At 34.0% G+C, this 23352-nt stretch carries 17 protein-coding genes, 1 pseudogene and 1 riboswitch; of the genes and pseudogenes, 6 read left to right on the top strand and 12 right to left on the bottom strand.

Annotation, left to right across the window (positions count from 1 at the left end; all coding sequences use genetic code 11):
- Window positions 1-127 precede the first annotated feature (127 nt).
- From QLQ95_RS19385 to QLQ95_RS19335, 11 genes are all read right to left on the bottom strand, one after another.
- Window positions 128-2407, bottom strand: coding sequence for a T9SS type A sorting domain-containing protein (locus tag QLQ95_RS19385; RefSeq protein WP_482501226.1), 2280 nt, complete (start codon window positions 2405-2407; stop codon window positions 128-130).
- Window positions 2408-2601: 194 nt separating this feature from the next.
- Window positions 2602-3798, bottom strand: a complete 1197-nt coding sequence (locus QLQ95_RS19380; protein WP_320495074.1) for a cell surface protein — start codon at window positions 3796-3798, stop codon at window positions 2602-2604.
- A 3-nt stretch (window positions 3799-3801) separates the two neighbouring features.
- Window positions 3802-4947, bottom strand: a complete 1146-nt coding sequence (locus QLQ95_RS19375; protein ID WP_427873421.1) for a YncE family protein — start codon at window positions 4945-4947, stop codon at window positions 3802-3804.
- Window positions 4944-6992, bottom strand: coding sequence for a TonB-dependent receptor (locus QLQ95_RS19370; RefSeq protein ID WP_482501223.1), 2049 nt, complete (start codon window positions 6990-6992; stop codon window positions 4944-4946). Before QLQ95_RS19370 ends, QLQ95_RS19375 begins: the two co-directional genes overlap by 4 nt.
- 114 nt (window positions 6993-7106) lie before the next feature.
- Window positions 7107-7309: riboswitch (cobalamin riboswitch) on the bottom strand.
- Window positions 7310-7354: 45 nt separating this feature from the next.
- Complete coding sequence (locus QLQ95_RS19365; protein WP_482501221.1) at window positions 7355-8656, bottom strand: alginate export family protein; 1302 nt, start codon at window positions 8654-8656, stop codon at window positions 7355-7357.
- A 195-nt stretch (window positions 8657-8851) separates the two neighbouring features.
- Window positions 8852-9499: a porin family protein gene (locus QLQ95_RS19360; RefSeq protein WP_320495078.1), complete on the bottom strand. Its 648-nt coding sequence runs from the start codon at window positions 9497-9499 to the stop codon at window positions 8852-8854.
- 65 nt (window positions 9500-9564) lie between these two features.
- Window positions 9565-15342 carry a M4 family metallopeptidase gene (locus tag QLQ95_RS19355; RefSeq protein ID WP_482501219.1) on the bottom strand — a complete coding sequence of 1926 codons (5778 nt, stop codon included), beginning with the start codon at window positions 15340-15342 and terminating at the stop codon, window positions 9565-9567.
- Between the two features lie 89 nt (window positions 15343-15431).
- Complete coding sequence (locus QLQ95_RS19350; protein ID WP_482501217.1) at window positions 15432-15701, bottom strand: hypothetical protein; 270 nt, start codon at window positions 15699-15701, stop codon at window positions 15432-15434.
- A gap of 84 nt (window positions 15702-15785) precedes the next feature.
- A complete protein-coding gene (locus QLQ95_RS19345) occupies window positions 15786-15923 on the bottom strand; it encodes a hypothetical protein (RefSeq protein ID WP_320495080.1) in 138 nt (45 codons plus the stop codon).
- A 163-nt stretch (window positions 15924-16086) separates the two neighbouring features.
- Window positions 16087-17712, bottom strand: a complete 1626-nt coding sequence (locus QLQ95_RS19340) for a tetratricopeptide repeat protein (protein WP_482501215.1) — start codon at window positions 17710-17712, stop codon at window positions 16087-16089.
- Window positions 17713-17812: 100 nt separating this feature from the next.
- The gene (locus QLQ95_RS19335) at window positions 17813-18724 is read right to left on the bottom strand and encodes a YybH family protein (RefSeq protein ID WP_482501213.1); all 912 of its coding nucleotides are present in this window, start codon (window positions 18722-18724) and stop codon (window positions 17813-17815) included.
- 334 nt (window positions 18725-19058) lie between these two features.
- Between QLQ95_RS19335 and QLQ95_RS19330 the strand changes: the two genes are divergently transcribed.
- The 3 genes from QLQ95_RS19330 to QLQ95_RS19320 all read left to right on the top strand — a co-directional run bounded on the left by QLQ95_RS19330 (window position 19059) and on the right by QLQ95_RS19320 (window position 20739).
- On the top strand, window positions 19059-19652 hold the full coding sequence (locus QLQ95_RS19330) for a hypothetical protein (protein ID WP_095927538.1): 594 nt from the start codon (window positions 19059-19061) through the stop codon (window positions 19650-19652).
- A gap of 125 nt (window positions 19653-19777) precedes the next feature.
- A complete protein-coding gene (locus tag QLQ95_RS19325) occupies window positions 19778-20263 on the top strand; it encodes a GNAT family N-acetyltransferase (RefSeq protein WP_095927539.1) in 486 nt (161 codons plus the stop codon).
- A gap of 2 nt (window positions 20264-20265) precedes the next feature.
- Window positions 20266-20739: a MarR family winged helix-turn-helix transcriptional regulator gene (locus QLQ95_RS19320; RefSeq protein WP_095927540.1), complete on the top strand. Its 474-nt coding sequence runs from the start codon at window positions 20266-20268 to the stop codon at window positions 20737-20739.
- A gap of 1 nt (window position 20740) precedes the next feature.
- Here QLQ95_RS19320 and QLQ95_RS19315 read toward each other — a convergent pair whose 3' ends face one another.
- Window positions 20741-21097, bottom strand: a complete 357-nt coding sequence (locus tag QLQ95_RS19315; protein ID WP_248726529.1) for a winged helix-turn-helix transcriptional regulator — start codon at window positions 21095-21097, stop codon at window positions 20741-20743.
- Window positions 21098-21204: 107 nt separating this feature from the next.
- Between QLQ95_RS19315 and QLQ95_RS19310 the strand changes: the two genes are divergently transcribed.
- The 3 genes and pseudogenes from QLQ95_RS19310 to QLQ95_RS19300 all read left to right on the top strand — a co-directional run.
- Entirely contained in the window at window positions 21205-21837 is a 633-nt protein-coding gene (locus QLQ95_RS19310; RefSeq protein ID WP_095927541.1) for a nitroreductase family protein, read from the top strand.
- A gap of 258 nt (window positions 21838-22095) precedes the next feature.
- Complete coding sequence (locus QLQ95_RS19305) at window positions 22096-22473, top strand: hypothetical protein (protein WP_095927542.1); 378 nt, start codon at window positions 22096-22098, stop codon at window positions 22471-22473.
- Window positions 22474-22772: 299 nt separating this feature from the next.
- Window positions 22773-23222 (top strand): annotated as a pseudogene (locus QLQ95_RS19300) (transposase); the annotation flags it as partial.
- Window positions 23223-23352: the final 130 nt, after the last annotated feature.

The following is a 23352-nucleotide window of genomic DNA, read 5'->3' as shown; positions in this document are numbered from 1 at the left end:
CTTTGCTTTTAAACGGTCGAAACCATTGGTTATGCTTCTTTGCTGTAAATATGTTTTTGCTCAGGAGCATTTATAAAAAAAAGGCTGTCACCAAAGTGACAGCCTCAAATTATTGCAATTCTAAATTTTATCTTTTAATAAATTTCTGTGTATACTTTGCTTTGTCTGTTGCAATATTGATAATGTAAAAACCTTTGGCAAAATTACTTACATCAATTTGATTGTTGTTAATTCTAGTATTAACGGTTCTTCCATTAACATCATAAATTACAACATCAATAACTTCCTCTTCACTACTGATATTCAGATAATCTGAAACTGGATTTGGATAAATAGACAAGTGCACTTTCGTGAATTCATCTCTTCCTAAAGTCGATGTATTAACTGAAATCGATTTTTCGACCACTTTTCCGTTAGAATTAAAACTAACTACAACTGTTGCTGTTCCTGGATTCTTTGGAGTTAAAACCAATTCTTCGTTAGCATTAATTTCTGCTAAAACAATATTTTCATCACTATTTGATTTTATCGTTTTTACAATCGCCGCCGAAATATTGTCTTCATCTGAAACCACCGTTTTCAAATCAATAATTGTTGGACTTAACACTGAAACTTGTGAAGGTAAAATTGCATTGACAACTGGCGCTGCATTATCAGGAAATACCGTCATAGCAGGAAACCAATAATAATCGTTTAGAGTTTCAGTATCAATCAATTGCCCTGTAGTATCGTAAGTATGAACCCAGTTTTTTTGATAATGCGCTCCAAATCCGCTTTCTGTTGTGTTTACAATTAAGTTACCAGAAACTGGATCAATACGCAATCCAGCACCGTACACAATCTGTTTGTACGTTCCTGTTTGTCCAGGAATTGTAGCAAAATTTTCATTGAATGTTTTCGTTGCAATATCAAACTTTACAATTTTAATTCCACTAACATAACTGTTTGCACCATTGTTCCAATACAATGCATTTTCTTTATTGCTATAAGTAAAACTTCCTGCATTCCAAGCTCCCCAAGAACCTTGATATTTAGTTGTTGGAATCGCGTATTCTGTGGTTGCAAAAGTTTTTGCATCAATATTAATCAATTTCTGGTCTTGAATTCCCCAAACACTTCCATCTTTAGCTTGCGTAACCGAATTGAAGACTCCAGTAATAGTTTTGACAACAGTATTTGTTTTAGGATCAATAACTAAAATTCCTGCGCTCTGTTTTACAGCAAAAACATATTGCGAAGTACGAATCATATTCCCGATTTGTCCCAAGTACTGACTTCCGCCATCTGTTCCTGCAATCAAGCTTCCAACTTTCATATTGGCAATATCAAAAAGAAAAATTCCGTTTGAAGCACCTATATATCCTGTTTTTTCATCAACACCAAGGAAAGAACGACCGTCTCCTCCTCCAATGTTATCAAATCCAGCAATTTTTTCCATGGTTAAAGCATCGGCAACAACCAATCTTCCACCTGGCGTATAGTGTGTATCTCCTCCATCTGCCGCTTGTTTAGAAACAAAATAAAACTTATCTCCGTAAATCGTTCCGTACTGTGTAGTTGCGCCAAAAGCTTTATTTTCATTTACATCGCTATAAACTCTATAATTAATTTTTCCATCATTGCTGACAAAATTTACAGATCCATTAGTGTGGCCAAACCATTCTTCGTTTACCATGAAATAGCCTTTAGTAAAATCTATTGTTTTAGAATAAGGAGTAACTGGAGTAAAAGTTGCAGCAATATCAAACGTTTCCATATTGGGTTTAAAATTCCAGACATCCCAAGAACCATTTTGGAGTTCACGAGTAGAAGCTCCAACACCAGAATAATTATAATCGGCATCTGTTGGATCTTTAACCCAATAAGTCCAATATCCTACCATCCATCCTGACTGCCAATGATCATTGGGATCGATGCTTGTATAAGAATCAAAATCGTATTCGCTAGTATTAATAAGACCATCAAAAGGATAATAGGGATATTTTTTATCTCCATCTTTATAAAGTCCGTTTGTACCTGTTCCATTCAAATCGAAACCTAACCCGCCAATTGCAGATCCATACTGAGTTCCTTGTCTAAGTAAGGCAAAGAAACGCGGATCGGCCTTTGCAATGGCTTTAACCATATCTTCTCCTGTTGCAGTTCCATTCCATTTAAAACCCCAAACCAAAGCGTCAGCAGTTTTACCCTCATTCCACTGCACCACAAATGCGGCCTGATTAGATCCACTTCCAACCCAAAACTGAATATCTGCAAAAGTGTTTGCATTGGCGCTTTTTGCCGTTACTTGTTTTTGCCTTACCGTTTTTGATTTAATATCATTTCTAGGAACGCCCTGCACTGTTATCTGTGCATTGGTTAGAAATGCAAAAAACAACATGATGACTATAAAGTAATTTTTCTTCATAATTTATTGATTTTTAAATGTTGTGTTAATATTTTTTTTTAAAACACATAGAGACATAGATTTTATTTCATCGAAAAGAATAGAAAAAAGAAACTAGTTTCTAACACATAGCTATGTGTTTTTAAACAAAGTGAAACGCCTTTTTAGTTTCTAATCACGTAGCTAAAAAACTATGTTTCTATGTGTTTAAAAAATTAGTTAAGATGTAAGTCATAAGCCCCAGAAACTTCTGTAGAAACTTCTCCAAGCCAACCTGCTTCCTGATTAATTGCAGTGTAAACTTTTACGAAATCAATTCCGGGAAGTTTGACATATTTTCCGTTTTTATCTACTGCCCAAGAAATGTCAATATTTGAAGCTTCATCGTTATTTGGCGCATTATCGGCATAGCCAAATTCAAACGATTTGCCTACCCAATACGAGCCTTCGCCACTTTGATCGTAGAAATTATCTGCGATTTTGGTTCCTTTCAAAGTATAAGAAGCGTCGGCAATCCAAAGCGGATAATAATTTTGATTATGAAATACATTCTGCACTTTATAACCAGATTGCCCAGCATTATCCTGCCATTTAATATATTCTGTATCAAATTGCCAAAATTCATTTCCTGTAACAGGTTCTTTATTGGCATCTGGTTTAAAATAAGTGATCTCGTAGTTTTTTATTGTAGTGCTCTTAAAATATTCGCTTCCAGCAATTTCATACCATTCGTCTTCATCTGGTTTGCCATTTTTATTTTTGTCATAAGCCACCATAATAATTCCGGGTTCACACGATCCTGCGCGCGCTTCGTTGGCTTCATTTCCCCAAAAAGCATTCCCTAAAATCTTAAAATCGCGACCGCTCCTATTCGGAATCGTATGATCGAAACCAAAAACTACATAACCGCCAAAACCACCAAGCGAAATCATAGACGTATTTGAACCCACAATTGCTTTTTTCGCAGCTGCAATGATGTTGGCTTCTGTATTTCCTGCTACATATTGCGGAATTTCATTAGTAAACTGCCCAACTGCTGGACGAAAATCAAGTACATTAGAAATATATTTACTGTAAGTTCCCGTTTCTTTGATCACATTAATTGAAGAATTGTAGACTTTTGATTCTCCATTAATTTCTACTTTTAAAGTCAGCAGATAATTTTTTTGAAAAGGACTAATAAAATCTAAATCTGCATTTTCTGAAAGAATAGAATCGTTGATACTCCAAGTCAGTTTTGCAGTATTTGGAAGAGCTGTAGCAATATTCAACACTTTAAAACGGTCAATTGTATACGATTCTTTCAGCACTTCTGCAGGAAGCAAATCTTCTTCGTTGTCTTTATCGCAGGCAACAAATCCCAAAAAGAGAATTGAAAACAAAGCGATTTTGAAAAGGTTTTTGTTCGACATTTTTTAATTTTTAGTTATAAAAGCAATATGAGCGGGAATATTTCCAGCGGTAGTTTTCCATTTTAATTTTCCGTCGGGCGTAAAACAGTAGATATAACCTGTTACTACATAGTTTTGAGCGTCGGTAATGTAGATTTCTTTGGTTTCTGGATTGACTTGAAGTCCGTACGGAATCATGATTTGTTTGTCGGTTCCGTCTGTGATAATTTGGTCTGTAATTACTTTTTTAGTTTTGGTGTCCAAAATTCCGTAACTCACTTTATTTGTTCCCGTTAGATAGCTCCAAGAAACACTATAGTAATACAATAAATCGTTAACGAGACAAGTTCCAGAAACCGGAATATCGAGTTGCATTTTCTTTTCATCTGTCTGCGTATCAATAACAAAAAGATTAGATGGCGTGTTGTAATAATCGCCTCGCGAACTCACATAAATATCGCCTCGGCTGTCAATCTGCATGCTGTATAAATTTATTCCAACATCGATTTTTTTAATCTCTGTAAACGTTTCCAAATCAATTACAGATACCGTTCTGTCATAATTTGGAACTCTGTAACCGCCAGAATTGGCGACATATAATTTTCCGTTATGAACGACCATTTGTTCGGGCTGATAACCAACCGTTACTTTTCTTTTTATTTCTAATGAAGTCGTATCAATTTCGGCAACAAAACCAATTTCAGCATTCGGATTTATAGCAACAGGTCCAGAATACGAACTCACATACGCTTTTCCCTTATAAAAAGATACATAGCGGCAATTTGGAATGTCTATTTTTTTGATTCGTTTTGCTGTCCATTTTTCTAAAACTTCTACTTTGTTAGAACAATTAATTACCGCATAAACCTTATTTCCGTAGATTTTAATGTCATTTCCAACATCTCCCAATTCTTTTACAACCGAAGGATTTCGTTCTGAATAGACATCTGTAGTATAATTTCCTGTTCTGTAATTGAAAACATCCAAACTCGCGCGGTTCATTCCCATATTACCTTCGTTTAGAAGATAAAAACCTTCAATCTTTCCATCGCTTCTTGGCGCTGCAACACTCACATCCGAAGAAAGAAATATCGTTTCGTCTTCTCTGCAGGAAACTAAAAAAATGGCAATACTTAAACTGAATACTATTTTTAAAATGCTCTTTTTCATAACTCAAAACTGATTATAAATTTGAATGTTCTTCCCGGCATCGGATAATTGTAAATCACTTCATATTGCTGCTTGAAAGCGTTGTTGACTTCAATCGCTCCGTTCAGTTTGTAATTTTTGAATGTGAAAGATTTTTGAACCGCCAAATCGTGCGTATACCAAGGCTGAACTTCATTTACTTTAATATTATTGACATTTCCGTTGTAGCGTTTTCCGACATAAATAAAGCTGTAATTGAAATTCCAAGATTCATAACCCGCATTCAAAATTCCAGATCCGCTGTGCCAAGGCGTGTAGGGAATCTGATCGCCATAAGAAGACATTTCTAAACCGACAAACTTTGTAAAATCTTGACTTTGAGAATACGTATAGGTTAAATTGGCATCTAGTCTTAGCTTATTAAAATGCGTTGCCATATTCAGAACCGTTTCGATTCCTTTTCCTTTTACTTGCCCGATATTGGTCATCATCCAGCGAAACAAATTTCCTGTCGGGGCGGCAATAATTTTATCTTTTGTATTGGTGTAATAAGCATCTGCTTGAAAAGAAAATTTATCAAAAAAGCTTTCCCTTACGGGGAAATTATACGTAAAACCAACATCGTACTGATTCATGTATTCTGGCCTCAAAGTGCTCGAACCGATCATGGTATAATACAAATCGTTGAAAGTGGGCATTCTGAAAATTCGTTTAGCAAATGCCCTTAAATTGAAATCGTATTTTTTAAACGGAGTATAACCTAGGAATATAGCGGGAGTAAATTCGGTTTTATTGGGCGCTTTGGCATTGTACTTCACTTCTTCGATAACGCGAGTTGCGAGTACATTTCCTAAAACTTTAAACCCTTCATATCGATAGGAACTTGCCAGAGAAACAAGTGCAGTATAACGCTGCGGAAAAGAAAACTGTGTCTGAATGCCTCTTCTAGTTGCGTTTAGTTTATTGTATTGAAAATCGGTTGATAGCGAAACATCCCAAGTGGGCAAAATGCTGTACATATTGACTGCAGAAAAATAAGCTTCCTGCTGATAATAACTATCATCAGATTGCACGCCTTCTGTTACGGTTTCTCCTAAAACATTGGTTGTATCTCGTGCTATATAATGGGTGTAATCGTAAGCAAATTTTCCTTTTAGCTGAAATTTATATTTCTCTGAAACGTCTTTCGTTAAAGAAGACTGTCCGAAAAAATTCTTATCAAATTGACGGAAACCATCTCGAAACTTATTTTCTACAATGGCACCTGGAGCGCCTCTTTCAGAATCGTAATAATACACTTTGGCATCCCAAGTTCCTTTATTTATTTTTCCGAACAAGCCCGATTCCAATCGGAATGCTTCAATATCGCTGTTCCATCGCGTTGCTGTGGTATCGTATGCAATGCTACCGTCTTGATTTTTTCTTTTATACCTAAATTTATACTGTCCGTTTGATTTGATGTATTCAGAGCTTACACTCAAGCTGACTTTGTCGCTTAGTTTTTGTTCCCATCTAAAAGAAGGATCATGATAATCAATAGACATTGTTTTGTAACGAACCAGTAGATTTGTTTTCTTATTGCCTGAAAAAGCAGGTCGTTTGGTTCGCAAATAAATCGCAGAAGCAGAAGCGAAATCTTTAGCCGATTGAAAAATTTCACTTTTCTGACCGTTGTACATCGTCAAAGATTCCATGTCGTCAAGCGAATACTTTCCTAGATCGGTTACGCCGTTTTGCGCATTTCCAAGCTGAATTCCGTCGTAGAAAACACCAACATGATGCGTTCCCATATTACGAACATCAACCGTTTTGAGTCCGCCCACTCCGCCATAATCTTTAATTTGAGTTCCAGCAAAATAACGAAGAGCATCTGCGACATTGTGAGTCGCCAAATTCTCAAGCAAAACGCCCGAAAGACTTTGTACGGGAATCACTTCCTGGTAGGGTTTTCCTTTTAAAACAACTTCTTTTAAAACCCGCGAACTATCAGTCACTGCTTGAGAATGAAGCAAAAAAGGAACTAATACTAAAAAAACAGAAAATAAAGTTTTACTCAAATTATACATCACGATTTTATTAAATAAACTTTACGTGATGCAATAATTATAAAACATAGAAATAGACCAACTATCCTAAATAGCAGGTCATTATCTTGTCATCAACTTCATACCACGAAAGTTTTAAACTATGTGATCGTGGCAGGTCTCCTGACTTATTCCATCTTTAAACGGCCTTCTCATTCGAAATAACGAACAATGGCATTAGTAATGTTTAAAGACTTAAATAGAACTTACAGTAGCGGGTCTGTTCAGGATTTACACCTGATTCCCTTTTAACTATTTCTTCTGAATTGAAAAAATAGACCAAAATCAGCCGCAAAGATAGAATTATCTTTTAAAAATGTAAATTCGAAAGATTTTAAAGCCTATTATTTTTTGTTTCTTCTAAAATTGATCGCATTAAAAGAATACGAAACCATCAAGTAACTCCAAAACGACAGTTTTTCTACGTCTTGTACCTTGGGAAGGTTTGTCATTGAATCTGTAGATTTATAAAATGAAAATGCACCGTTAATTTCTAACTCTTTAATAGGAACATATTTTATAGAAATATCATTTTCAAATCCTAAAAATTTTGACATTGTGTGATTTAAATTATTCTGCAAAGAATATTGTGTATAAAAAAGATGAAAATCTGAACGAAACGTAAGTTTTGAATTTATTGGAAACAAAGCAAACAAATATGGATTCACAAGACCTTTTCCTCCAACATCAGCAGGAAAACGTGTAAAAACATTCATGTTTCCATTAAACTTCCAAGTAACGCCATATAAAACATCAAAGTCTCCTGAATTTTCTTTCCCTGTCTGTAAACTGCTTCCGCTAATTATCTCCGCTCCTAATCGTAAAGTAGTTTTTGGCAATGATAATTTCACTTCTGGCTGGAAATAGTATGCAAACAAATGTTGCCCTTTTTGATTTCTACCAAATTGCAAATAGCTGTTTAAAGTATAATACCATTGCTTCTTTTTAAACTCAATTCTTCCTCCTGTAGTGGCGCGAGTGTATAGTGTTTCTGAATTTGTTTTCTCTAAAAAATCAACTGTATTTATAGAATTAAAAGAAAGATTTTTATTCGAATTATAACTAAAGTTGTACACTAGCATGTATTTGTATTTATTGGAAGCAACTGGAGAATAAGCACTTTCAAAACTTGTATTGTATTTTCTCGTAAAAACAAAGAAAAAATCATGGGCAAAATGTGGCGTATATTTCATAATTCGAATTCCTTCATGGGCTCTACCCTGCTGAGCCCAAGGCGCATCCGAAAATAATCTGCCGTTATCTAATAAAATATTTTGTCTTCCTAGACGAAAGTTTATGTCCTTAAATTTCGTTTCCAAAAACAACTGATAAAAATTTATGCTTCCGACTTTAGAATTTGAATTTGCTTCATCCCACAAATGAATTTCTTGTAAATCGGATTTTATAAACCATTTTTCACGCAAGTATTGCATTGAAACTCTATTTCTCTGCGTTATGTAAAAATAAGGATCTATCGAGTCATTTGGAGGAAGTATATAATTTGAAGTATATTCTGCTCTTGGACGTATTTCTATATTCATCAAAAACTGCTGCGACAAACTATCGCTTTTTTGTGCATTTAAATATCCACTAACTAATAAAAACAGTAAAAAGACAATTAATTTAAATGAGTTTGCCTGAATCATATATACACAAATCCTATAGAATTACTATACAAATGTAATAATATAAGTAGTGTTATTTATTCTAGCAAAAAGACTTATTTGTGATATCGCTTCAAAGAAATAGCTAATAGGTTCAAAATTAATATTACTAAAGCAAAAAAACCACTCCTAAAAAAGAGTGGTTTAAAAAAGATATGAAGAAGAATGTTACTAACTCTACTTAAAAAAATAACCTACTGTTATTTGAAAAATTCGGTTCTTCATATCGCTGTTAATACTATAATTCGTGTTTGCGGTTACATCTTTAAAAACATCAGTATAAGAAACATTATATCTTGCATCTGCATAAAATTTGTCTTTAAACTGATAACCCAATCCAAAATTTAGAGAAGCATCTACTCCATTTGAATACTCTTTTAAATTCATTTCTTCATGGTTATCATAACCTAAAAAGTTGTCTTGATATTTATTGTTTGCTTTTAAAAGTATTCCTACTTGAGGCCCAGCTTGTAAACTCAACCCTTTAACAACATAATATTTCAGCATTACTGGAATGTTTAAATAGTTTAAGGCAATGGTGCTTTTGTAATGTGAGTTTTGAACTTCTGGATCTGAATAAGACAATTTCATTCCCTGCTGACTGTATAATAACTCCGGCTGTACCGAGAAGTTTTTTGCCAACGGAATTTCAGCCATTAAACCGGCTGTAAATCCTGTTTTATCAGAGGAGTTCAATTCGTTATCATCAAACGTTAGGCTCGAAATATTCAAACCCGCTTTTACTCCCAGTTTCACCTTTTCGGTTTGGGCCATTACACCTGCACACATCATTAGTGCACAGATTATTAGCTTTGATTTTTTCATCGTATTTGTTTGTTTTTAGGAAGGGCAGTTCTACGCGAGAACTGCCATTTCTATCTGTATTTTTGTTACTTTTTAATGATCTTAGCCGTGTACTTTTTACCTTGAACTGTACAGTCTAAAATATAAACTCCAGTTGCAAGCTGACTTACATTTACGCTTGACGGAACAGCAGAATAGGTTTTACTCCAAACGGCATTGCCTTCCATAGAGTAAATTTTCATTTCAGCTTCTCCTTCTGCTTTTTCAGCCAAGAAGATATTAACATTATCTGCCACTGGATTTGGGAAAACTCGGAATGAATTTGTCAATTTTCCGATAAGCAACCCTTTAGAATCAATTGGAGCAGACATACTTGTACAGCCGTGTGCATTGGTTACTTGAAGACTATAACTTCCTTCCCAAATTGTAGCAACTGTTTTTTCGGTTGCATTTGGCAAAGGTCTTCCATTTAAATACCATTGGTAGCCAGCAGAATCACTAGAAGCTGTAATTTTATTTCCTTCTAATGCCTGGATTTCTGGAACTGTGTTTTCAAGAACATTAATCGTTGTAGTGAAAATTTTTCCTAATCCGTGTTCGTTGTAAACCGTTACGAAATAATCTCCGCTTTCTGTTGTAGTGAAAGTTGGATCTGTAGAACCATCAAACCACTCGTAAGCAGCATAATTTCCAGGATTTAAAACTACTTCTGGACCACAAACATCTCCGTTTGGAAGCTCAGATTCGAAAGTATCAAATACCACAGTTACTTTTTCAGTAAGGCTGCATCCATTTTCCAATGTTGCTGTTACGGTATAATCTCCTGCTTTATCAACATTGATAGAATTGGTAGTTTCACCAGAGCTCCATTTGTATGAAGTCGCTTCTAATTCTTTAGCAGAAAAGTTTCTCTCTGCATCCAGAAATACACTTTTACCTGCATAAGCATGGATAACTGACACATCAAACATTTTAAAATCTGACGGTACACCTTGGTATACATAATTCTTGATACTATTATTTTGTTCGATAGCATCGTTTTCCATTTTTGCATTCACGGCAAATACATGAGAATCTCCAGAGTCATCTAATTTAGGCTGTTTGATAAAAGTATAATCAATACTTTCGCCAACCGGAATTCCTGATGCAACGGCTTCTGAGATTTTTTCTGATGTATTACTATACTCCAAATCTAACTGGATAGAATTTTCTTTAATCGCAACTTGCCCTTCGTTTGTCAGTCTAACTTTTACTTCGCTATTGCCACAAATATCTTTTGGAGACAAAATTTGAACAGAAACATCTAAAACAGCCTCACTTATTACTTTAAGATCATCTAAAACCATATAAGAATACCCATCTGATTTTGCATGTCTAAAACGGAACAATACTGATTTTCCAGCATATTTGGTAATGTTTAAGACTGCTTTTTGCCATTCGGTATCTACATAAGTTCCTTGATTTGTTGCTCTCCAAGCTTCAGTCCATTCTCCGCCAACTGGCTTAATATCTACAATTAAAGCATCATTGACATTACTTTGCATAGCGTAATAAAACTCTAAAGCTGTAGCACTTGCAGATAGTTTATAAAGTGGAGAAATTAATTCGCTATAGTAATAATAACCTTCTAATTGACTGTATAAAAGTTTACCGTTAGCGTCTCCTGTTCGGTTTTTTAACGGAACCGTCAAATAGGTATTATCTGGAGTTGTAACCGCTCTCCAAGGATAATTTTCATCACTTTGATTCGAAATAAACCCTTTTGATCCAAATATTGAACCTTGCGTCAGGTTAGAGAAATCCTCATTGCTAAGTTCCAATGCTTTTTCAACAACTTGAAAAGATGCAGTAAGACTTTTAACATCTGTATTTGCCTCTCCATCGGCAGTTGCTTGTACTTTAATTTCATAATTTCCAGCTGCTAATTTAGGAAGACCGTCTATTTTATAAACAAGAGTTTCACCTTGTCGTATCGTTTTAGTTCTTTCTAATGAAACTGGTTCACCAATGGCGTTTCCGTTCTGAAGAATTTGATATTTGATAGTAACTTTCTCCAATGTTTTATAAGCTACATTTCTTGCATCAATATAAAACTCATGCGAAGGTACATCTTCATAAACCGTTTCACCCACAACTAAATTCGATAGCTGTAAATTACTTTTAGTTGGTGTAATTTCAATATTATCTACTGCAAAACCATTACCAAAAAAGCCGTTGTCATTTTGCTGAAAGGCAACCATAACACAAGAATTTCCAGCATAAGCACTTAAATCAACATTATATCCAAACCAAGCGCCATAATAAGGCATTTTAAACACCTCTTTCCAAGTTGTTCCACCATCGGTACTTACTTTTACAAAACCGTCTGACCATTGTTGCGGATCTCCAAAACCATCAAATGCTAAGTGTGCTTCTTTGTAATTGGTTAAATCAAATACTGGTGAAACCAGCATATCGTTTGAAGCATCACAATTGCATTTGTCATCATTACTTGCCATAAACTTGGTGTGATCTTCAAGAAACCATCCTGGAGAGCCTAAATCTGCTCGCACTCCATGTTTCCATCCTGCAGAACCTTTATTTTCAGAAGTTCTCCATCCTTTATATTTAGTATCGTCTTCAAAATCCATTTTGTACGGAAGTACAGAAACTTTCATGTCTTCATTATTCCAATTATCGTACGTTAATGTTACGGCATTGTTTCCTTGCTTAAGGTCTTTTGCCATGTCTTCAGGAAAAACAGAAACCGAAATCGTATGCTCTCCGATATTTTTTAGATTAATATTAGGAACAGAATAGTTTATCATGTCTTTAAACTTAGCGAAGTTTAAAGTTGTTTTTTCTGATTTTGAAAAAACTTCGACTTTTGCTGCATCCAGAATTTTAGTTGTAATAATAACTTCCTGACTTGCAGTCGCAAAATTGTTTGTTATTTTAGCAATTACTGCCGCATTATTATTATTGATATCACATTTACCAGCGTCTAATTTTGCCGATACAACTTCTAAATCGTAAGGCGCATCGCTCACTAAAATGTTATCTATAAATCCGCCTAAGAATCCGTCATAATAGTCATCCGATTTTACATGGAAACGAATAGCGGCTTTTTTTCCTGCTAATTCATTTAAACGAATTTGATACGGATCTTTTCTAAGTTGGGTATTTACACCTGTAAACCAAGCTCCATCAAATAAATCATTGCCATGTTCTATTTCTGGATAATTTACTGTATTTATTTTTTTCCAGCTTTTACCTTTATCCTCAGAATATTCAACAATTAAACCATCGTAAGTTCTATGCAGTAAATAATACAAATCGAATTCAACATATGGAGAAACTACATTAGTAAAATCGAAGATTGGAGATTCTAAAACGAAATCAGAATTAAGTCCCATTCTGTCAGTTCCTTTAAAGTCTACCATTCCCCACATATATTGTGATTTAACAGTTCTAAAAGTTGCAGGATAATTTTGAAATACAAACTTCTGATTCCCGCTTAACGCTTTTGTGTTCCATCCTCCAGGCGTTCTTTCGAATCCTTCACAATAAGGAAATTGCGCAATAACATCGCTGTAAGCAGCATTTATGATACTATTATTTGTCGTAACTGGATCTTTATCATAGCTTACATAAGCTTCGTAAGTGTGTAAGCCCGCCACTGATAAATCGACAGCAGTATCAAAAGATATTTTCATTTCTGAATTTCCCTTAAAAGCAGTCTGCAATGTCACATCTTTCCAAATTGTTGCGCTTCCTGCTTTGGTATCGGCATATCCAATTTTTAAAACAGTTCCCGCTGGAATATCCTGACAGCCTAAATTAAAAATTGTAATAGCCGGAGTATAACTTGTTGTAAGCAAATCTCCAGTATACATTGGAAGATCTAAAGCTGTAGCTTTGATATCAAAATCTTTTTGTGCAGTGGCAACATATATACCTGTAACAAAAGAATATCCTTCTTTAACGCCAAAATCTACAATAGGATCAAGATCTACTTTAACTTCTACGTAGCTCGTCGCATTTATTTGATATGGTATTGCACTCTTAATCGCAACAGTTGTTTCTTCTCCAATTCCTAAATCTTTAGTAAAAGGAACTTTCCCATCAATGGTATAAAAAGTAATAAGTCTGCCAAGTGCGCTTGCCATGGCTCTTAATTTGAAATTTAAAGCTTCATCCGCTTTAATAACAGAAGTTCCTGTATTTCTTAGTGTAATATAAAAAGGCTCGTCACCTTTTAATGGCCCGCAAGAAGTTGAAGGATTTTCTACCGAAACAATAGTTATTTGTCGATCTGCATAAGCTGTACCTACCCCAATGGCATACCAAGCATTAGTAACTTGTTTAAACTCTTCAGAACCTAAACCATACAAATCTTCTGTTGCCATCAAAGTTGCCTGACGCATGTCGCTAAAATTTGAAGACGGCGATAAATATTCTGTTAACGCTATGTAGGCAATCTTTTCAGCTTTAGCTAAACCAATCGGTTTAACCGTATAACTGTTATTAAGATCATTAACCCCTTCTCCACCTTCAGCCAAAAGATAAAACCAATAATTGGTAATACCGCTGTTAATGTGCACACCTCCATTATCATACGATGTATTGGCTGGATTTACCCAATTTGTTCCTCCATAGGTATCAGGCTGTCCCTGCGCTTTTGGATTAGCCATGCTTCTTAAACTTCCGTGAGAATACAATTCGTCTCCCAAAAGCCAAATATCATTTTTAGTATCTCTTCCAGCATAAAATTCAATAGAAACCCCAAAAATATCACTAAAAGATTCGTTCATTGCACCCGATTCTCCTTGGTAAATTAATCCGGCAGAAAATTGTGTTACGGCGTGCGTTAATTCATGTCCAGTAATGGCCAAACTTACAAAAGGCTGGTTTTTACCATCTCCAAACTGCGCCCATCCTCCTGTCCAAGAGGCATTTTCAACATTGGTTCCTAAGTGAGCAAGACCAAAAATGGTCATTCCTTTGTCATCAACACTATTTCGGCTAAATTTTTCTTCGTAATAGTTCAACGTTTTTTGTAATCCCCAATGAATATCAATCGCCACTTCATCGTGATCTTTGTTGTATAAATCATTCCAGTTATTATCTTCATCGATATATTCTGTAAGCACTTCATCAGATGCATGTTCTGCATGATTCATATTCAAAGTATAAATGGGCACTTTGTATTTTCCTTCCAAAGTTTCCAATCTATAACCATCTGAATATTGCGTTGTCCCAAAAGTAACATCTCCAGAGAACCTTGCTTTTCCTTTACCAATTGTACTTCTCCCATCAATAATAGGCGAAGAAGACGAATGAAGATCTCTGCTTAAATCAATTTTTAAAATGACTTTTCCTGTATTAGCATCAACATAAATCGTCTGGCTTGACTGCGGATTTGTAGCGAAAACATCGTATTTCCATGCCAAATGATATTCTGTTAATTCAGAAGAAAAATTAGGTCCTACATAAACCAATTCTCCTTGTGGTTTTGTACTGATTTTTTTATGGACTAAAGACGATAATTTTTTGCTTTGCCAAACATATTCTTTAGCATTTACAGTATTTAATGCATTTTGTAAAGCAGCCGACGCGTTTACTTTATAATTACTGTTTGCAGGCAATTTTTTACTGATATGCCCAAAAGCTTCAATTTTGTTCTTGTTATCTCTCACTTTATAAATCGCACCTTCAACAGGAACAGCATTATGTGTTTGCTGATACGTTGCCAGACTTCTGCCGTGTTTATCAGAAACCGATCTTAGTTGCATTTTATCTGCACTCGAAAGTTCAAAATCTGCTCTTTTAACTTCAAATACATTTCGGATATTCAAATTAGACGATTTTGCAAAAGATCTCACTTTTGTGCTGTCTGCACTTTGAACATTTTTTGCCGTTGAAGCGCTTTGACTTTTGTCAAAAAGTTTCTGACTAGCTTTTAATCTCTTATTTACATCATCACTTTCTTGCTGCGAAAGTGCTGTTCCATTGACACTTTTTTGAGGTGAAAGAATGTTAGAATCATCATCCGGATTAGCATTCTGATCAGTCTTTTTTGAGAAAGCTGCTCTTTTTTCTGATTAGCAGCTGGCGATTGTACGGCTGTCTGCGCATTAGATGTTTTGTTTTTTGGAAAAGGAGACTGAGCCATTCCAGCGGAACAGACCAAGAAACCTAACAAAAGAAACAAATACCTGGGTTTAGAGTAAATCTGGTTCATTTTTTTTAATTTAAAATTAGTATTAAGGCTGCGAGTTAATAGATGTGATGGTTCGCAGAAAACCACAAAAGCAAGCCCTTAGAATCAATTCGGCAGTTGATTCTTAGAACTTGCTTTCGTTATTTTTTGTAGAATTTTTAAGAGCGCACTCTTTTTTGTTTTTGTTTCTTCCAAAAGTTCTTCCAAACTTTTAGAAGGTTCTTCTTTTTTTGTGGTATTCATCCAAACTTCTTTTTGATAATCGTTTGGTAAAAATAGACGGACGCTATAAGGCTCGAAAAAAAAGGACTAATGCAAAAACACTCGTAGGCAGAAATAGAGCACTCACAAAACACTCTTTTTAAACTAAAAACAACTATATCAAACAGTTATACTTAAAATTATTTTACAATAAATCGCCTTTAAAACTGTTCAGATAAGTGGAAAGATTTACTTTTTCGTTGGTTAAATCGAACTTTTTACGCAATCTGGTTCTGGCATTTTCTATCGATTTAAAAGATTGTCCTGTAATTTGAGAAATTTCTTTTGTAGTTAAATCTAAATAAAGCAGCGCACAAAGTCGGCGCTCTTTTGGAGTAAGTGCCGGATAATCGATGGTTAGTTTATCGAAGAAAGATTTATGAACCTGTTCAAAACTAATTTCAAATTCTTTCCATATATCGGCATTCAAATCTTTTTCCAGACGTTTCAAAACAATATCAATTGCCTGCTGCAATTCTTTGTTGGCAGTTTTGAGTTTGATTTTTTTAAGATCGGTCAGAATTTCGTTGATATTATCGGTACGATGAATTTCGGCCATAGCCTTACCTACCAAAACCATATTTTTGGCTTCGAGACTTTGATTCAATTCCTGCTGTTTGGCTTTTAATTTTTCTTTTTCCAGCTGATTGGTAATATTTCGGTTTCGATAACGGATCAGCAAAAGAATTAAAGTCAATATTCCAATAACCAATATTAATCCAACCACATAATACTTAAATCTGGTTTTCTCTTCAACTAAAGTTCGAATCTGGCTTCGGACTTTATAATCTTGTTCGAGTTTTATTCTTTCTAGATTTACGGCCTTTTGTTCGATATTAATACTGTCACTAATTTTATTGAACTGCTGAAAATAAAAAACCGCATTTTTATAATCACCCATTTGTAAATAGGCTTCATAAAGTATTTTGTTCAAACGCATGCTAGAAAAACCAAATGGATTTCCTTGAGAATATTCCAAAGACTTTTTCGCATTTAAAATGACTTTATCCAGTTTTTTTTCTTGTAAATTATATTCGGAAAACGATTCAAAAACAAAGGCTTTTAGTGAATCATCGATAGGAGTATCTATTAATAAAAAAGCTTTTTCAAAATACAAATCAGCATTTTTTTTATCTCTTTTTAAACTATAAGCCCTAGCCAAATTGGTGTACACATAAACTGTTAAGGTATTGTTTTTTAGTTTTTTTGCAATCGCATCGGCTTTATGATAATAATGCAGGGATGAATCTAAGCTTTTACCAAGATAAGTTGTACCAATGTTGTTTAATATTTTTACCAGTTTTTCTGGCTGGTTCTTAGATTTCTGATAACGATATACATTTAGGAAATACTTGAGCGCTTTTTCTTGGTTATTGGTTTTTCCATAAGTAATGGCTAGATTATTTTCTACCTGAACAATTTCATCTTCAATGTTATTGCTTTTATAAATTTCATAAGCCTTTAAATAATATTGCAAGGTAATATCTAGTACGTCTTTTGAACTGTAAATTCCTCCAGCAGATAAATAAACTTTAGCTAAAGCTAAATCGGCTTTCTCTGTTTTTTTTGCCTCTGTTTCAGCCAGCTCTACATATTTTATCGCTCTATCCCAATCAGAATCTTGAAGTTGGGAAGCAATTTTTAGGGCTAAATCCACTTTTTTTTCGTGATTATCAATAGTATTTAAACTATCAATCCATTCTTTTGTTGAAGGTTGCGGATAAATATAAAAAGTAGTAAAAATAAAAAATATGCAAAGTAATCGACCCATCGTGTGTAAAAATGATAAAGATGGATTCAAAATTATACAAAATTATCAGTATTCAACAACAAACAGAAGAAATAAATGATATCTAAAAAAGACCAAAAAGTTAATCATGATTTACAATCTGGCGAAAAAGCAACAACTCTCCATTACTGTCCTTTTTCCAAACATTTATACTTTTACCTTTTACATTCCCGTGATTGTCACCATCGCGCCAATCAACGCTGTAAAAACCAAATTCTACAATCGCTTTTTGTGAATAAATAATATTTGAAGTTTCAATCGAAATTTGTTCGATACGCAGTGTACCAGGTTTTTCATGTTCTGTAAAATAATCCGTAATTTCCTTTTCACCCGAAAGAATTGGAGTATAATAAGTTAAATACATTGCATCTGGCATAAACATTTTGGCATGCTCTGCTCCTTGCCTATTTTGAACCAGCTCTTTAATGGTATTATTTCTTTCTTTTACCTCTAAAGTTAATTTGTCTGTCGGAATATATTTTTTAGTCTTAGGAATTTCGATATCGTTTATATCTGGAATATTTTTATCATCAAAATAACTTGACGAACCCCAGATTTCAGCAGCAATTGTTGGAGGCAAAGTTCTTTTTGAAGACTTTTTCCATAAAACTGCATATTTTCCAATATAAGAAAACGCTTTCTGTTCGTTTAGATTTAAGTCTTCATTAAAAGTTCCTATTTCCAAAACATAGTTTCCAAAATCCTGTAATTCTAAAATTGTTTTTTGATAGGAAGTAATTTTTGCCTGTTTCAACCATTGTTTGTAAAAATCCCGAATCGTTTTTCTACCCACTCTTTGCCTACTATGCTCAGGCATAAAGATGGTTTGATCTGTATACGCTTTTACTAAATCGTCTTGATTCCCTTTTGTAAAAGCAATTGCAAATGAGGCATTATAATCTTCAATCTGCTTTTTAATACTCGAATTTGTGCTGTTTTCCTGAGCAAAACTACCGACTGCAAAAAGGAAAAAGATAAAACTTAACCTATTCATACCAGAAATTATTTTATTGAACAATAAATATACAAAATATTAATATTCAATATCTTACAATAAAATAAATATAAAAAAGAAGGAATTTATATTAATCATTTAAAACATTTTCCCTTTCCATATATAAAAGAAAGAATCTTCAAAATCTCACAAGAATATATAGATAATTCAGTTTCAGCAGAAAACACTTTAATTTTGCTTATAAAGAAGTTAATTTTTCGACAAATAATTCCTAGCAAGACAATATTTGGTTTCATAAAATGTTTATATATAAAAGATTATGATGCATCTAATTTTTTAAATCAATACCACACAAGATTAATAGTAGAAAAACATGAAAAAAATATTTTTGATAATTGCCTTTGCTTCCTTTTCATTGCACAGTTTTGCTCAGGAACTTGATAATAAATTCAAATCGATTCCGGCAAAAAAATCTCCTGTAAAAGAAGTTATTCCGCCAGCAGAAGCTTCCCCTAAAGAAAACCCGCCAGCGCCTATTGAGAAGCCTGCACCGCTTCAGGTTAATCCAGACGAGTTGTTTAAAGACACTAATCTTTATAAGCCAGAAGCAAATGTTGAGGGAATATTTTATAGAAGAAATCAGTTTTTAGGTAATTTCAATACAACAGCCGTTACTTCGACCATTATGTATCGCGATGCCGCTTTTGTAGATGGCGATAAAGTAAAAGTATACTTAAACGATCAAGTAATTGAGCCTGAAGTTTTCTTAAATGGTGATTTTAAAAGTGTGAAAATAAACTTAGTAAAAGGAATCAACAAAATTGACATTGAAGCTTTAAACGAAGGTTTTGCTTCTCCAAATACAGCCGAATTTAAAGTTTATGACGATAAAGGCCAGGTTATTTCGTCAAGCGAATGGAATGTTGGTACGGGCTACAAAGCTGTTATTGTATTAGTTAAAGAATAAAATTTTCTAACAGAAATCGTTTGAAATCATAAAAAACACTTAAAACTGCTGATCTCAGCAGTTTTTTTGTTGTGTATATGTAGTTAACTACGTAGTTTTGTACACATATTTAATTTACAAGACAAATGCAAATTCAGCCTATACAAAATAAGTACGAAAATGAAATCGTAGATTTGATTTTACACATTCAGCAAAAAGAATTTAATGTTCCTGTGACTTTAGAAGATCAGCCTGATTTATTGGACATTGAAAACTTTTACTATAAGCCAGGCGGGATTTTTCTTGGTGCTTTTATAGACGAAAAATTAGTTGGCACAATTGCTTTGGTAAAATTCAATTCTGAAGCTGCAGCAATCAGAAAAATGTTCGTTAAGAAAGAATACAGAGGTAAAGAATTTCAAATTGCTCAGCAATTATTAGAGCAACTAATTGCATACAGCAAAGAAAAAGGAATTAAAGACTTATATTTAGGAACGGTTTCTTTATTGCAGGCGGCTTTACGTTTTTACGAAAAGAATAATTTTGTAACAATCGAAAAAGAAGCGCTTCCAACTGATTTTCCATTAATGAAACCCGATAATGTTTTTTGTCATTTAAACCTAAATCAATAAAAATGAATATAATTGACGAGATTGGAATATTAGCCATATCAACGCGGTTGCAGCGTCTGAGCGAACAGTTGCGCAAAGACGGTGCTTTAATTTATAAATCTTTTGATATTGATTTTGAACCGAAATGGTTTCCTGTAATCTATACGCTTCACATTAAAGAAATGCTAAGTGTTGTAGAAATTGCGAGCGAAATTGGCTATAGCCATCCGTCAACTATAAGTTTATTGAAGGAATTAGAAAAACAAAAACTTATCAGTTCTAAAAAAGACAAATTAGACGAACGCAAGAGATTAATTGTGCTTACCGCCAAAGGAAAAGAACTGGTCGTAAAAATGCAACCCGTTTGGACGGTGATGAAAAATGCTTTAAACGAAATCACCGATAATCAGAACAATCTTTTGAGAGCTATTGAAGAAACGGAGCAAAAACTGGCTACACAAGGATTTTTTAAGAGAATTTCAGAATTCAAAAGCTGATTTACTCTTTACCCGTAATCTTTTTTCTGTGATTATGTCCCCATTTTGCTAAAGAATCAATTACCTCTTTTAAAGTATGCCCATATTCTGTTAATTGATATTCAACTGTTATGGGCTGCGTATTCAAAACGGTTCTTGTAACCAATTGGTTTTCTTCAAGGTTTTTTAGTTCTCTGCTCAACATTTTTCCCGAAATTCCTTCTACTTCCCGCAATAAATCGGTAAATCTTAAGGTGTTAAAACAAAGTGATGCAATTATAGAAATTTTCCATCTTCCGTTTAAGATATACATGGCATCATGAACCGCCATAATGTGCTGCGTGCATTTTTTAGGATCGTGGTCGAGTTGTTTTAGCATGTTCTATTATAAGTTACCTCGATGTTACAGTTACTTTTGGTAATCGGTTGACAAAAATACACTTAAAGTGTTTACATTTGAAAACAATTTTAAATTAATAAAGAAAAATGGCCTTAATAGATGCACTAAAGTGGCGTTATGCTACAAAAAAAATGAACGGACAAGCTGTTCCGCAAGAAAAAGTAGATTATATTCTTGAAGCTGCAAAGCTTGCTCCATCTTCTTCTGGATTACAGCCTTACAAGATTTTCGTTATCACAAACAAAGAATTAAAAGACAAACTTAGAGCGGTTAGTTTTGACCAGAGTCAAGTTACAGATGCTTCTCACGTTTTGGTATGGGCTGCTTGGGACGGCTATAGTTTAGAAAAAATTTCTGCTGTTTTTGACAGAACAATTGCTGAAAGAGGAATTCCTGCTGATGCAATGGACGAATACAAACAAAGACTTTGGGGAATGTACGAGCCACTTGGACAAGAATGGCATGCTAACCACGCTGCAAAACAAGCTTACATTTCGTTTGGTGTTGCAATCGCTGCAGCTGCAGAACAAGAAGTAGATGCAACTCCAATGGAAGGTTTTATTCCTGCTGAAGTAGACAGCCTTTTAGGTTTAAACGAACTTGGATTAAAGAGTGTTTTAGTTTTACCTCTAGGATACAGAGATCATGAAAATGATTGGTTGGTAAACATGAAAAAAGTAAGAACTCCGCAAGAAGATTTTATAACAGAAATCAAGTAAAAAATTATTTTTTGCTTAAATGAAAATGCTTTTGAAATGGTGCAGCAGCGCTTTTTCAGAAGCATTTTTTGTTTAATTATTTCATTTTCAAATCAAAACAAAATTCAATTTAAGGAAACGAAAAAACTGATTTTTAGAACTTATGTTAATTTTATTATTTGCATAAAAATAGGTACGTATTACGGATAATTAAATAATATTGTATAACTAATTTTGCTTTATCCAAAACGATTCATTCTAATTAAATCCTAAAAACCTATGTCTGATTTCTTAACGCAATTTGGGGAAGACCTAAAAAAGAACGTCCCAGGTTTCATCGCAGTATCTGTTGCTGAAATCGCAAGCGGTATGTCATATTATTCACACTCTGCAGTTGCAGATTTTGACCCAGAATTGGCATCTGCATACAACCTTGAAGTAGTAAAAGCCAAAATGAATGCTATTAAAGCTTTGAATTTAAACGGTCAAGTTATTGACAATGTAATGATTACATTAAGCTCTCAAATTCACATTATCGACGTTTCTGATAATCAAGATTATTTTATTTATTTGGCTGTAGATTCTACAAAAGCTAATTTAGGTATGACAAAATCTATCCTTAATAAGTATAAAAAAGAAATCGCAGGTAAATTGTAACAAAGTTTTGCCCCCCCCTTGATAAAAAGGAATAGTCGTTCGCGAGTATTCCTTTTTATTTTTTAAACCTGTTTTTATGTCGCTCCTCCGGAGCTTTATATCTTTTGTGCTATTTCTTTCTATAAATATTGCGCTCCTCCGGAGCTCTGCTATATAACTCAAAGCCCAAAGTGAGCGAAATATATCGGCACAATCAATACTATTCAGAAAACGCAAAAAAATTTTATTTTTTATTCCAATTTGCTCTTCATTTCTTCAAAATATTTTATATTTCGAAACCTAAATAAGGAATTATATAAATGGAATTACGCGCTTATTTTGAAAAATATTCTGATGAAGCAACTTGTATTGAAGAGCTCAAAAACAAACGTCTAGAAAATGGACTTTTGTGCCGAAAATGTGGGCATAACGTACATTCTTTTCGTCAAAATGATTTAAAATTTCAGTGCAGAAAATGCGGCAGCAGAACCAGTCTAAGATCGGGAACTGTAATGGAAAACTCCAATCTCCCTATTCGTTATTGGATGATTTGCATTGAATTAATGACACTTTCCCACCGAAAAATATCTATTCTTAAAATTCAATATTTGCTTGGCCACAAAAGATACGAGCCGATTTGGCTGATGGTACAGAAGATTCTTCTCGTAATGAAGATTAGAGACGAAAAATACAGATTGCGTGCTTACTCCGAATTTGACCCCGAATTTCTTCAAAAAATTGACAAACTTGCGATAGAGAAAAAAACTCAAAAATTGTGAATGGTGAATTGTGAAAACTGAAAACTGCAATAAAAACAGCCACAGATTACAGGATTAAAATGATTTTTTAAAATCTGTATCAATCTTGTAATCTGTGGCTTTATACTTTTATTGAGATGGA

The sequence above is a fragment of the Flavobacterium sp. B330r genome (genome assembly GCF_056824325.1).
The sequence above is the reverse complement of the archived record's forward strand: the minus strand, read 5'-3'. Positions and strand labels throughout refer to the sequence as shown.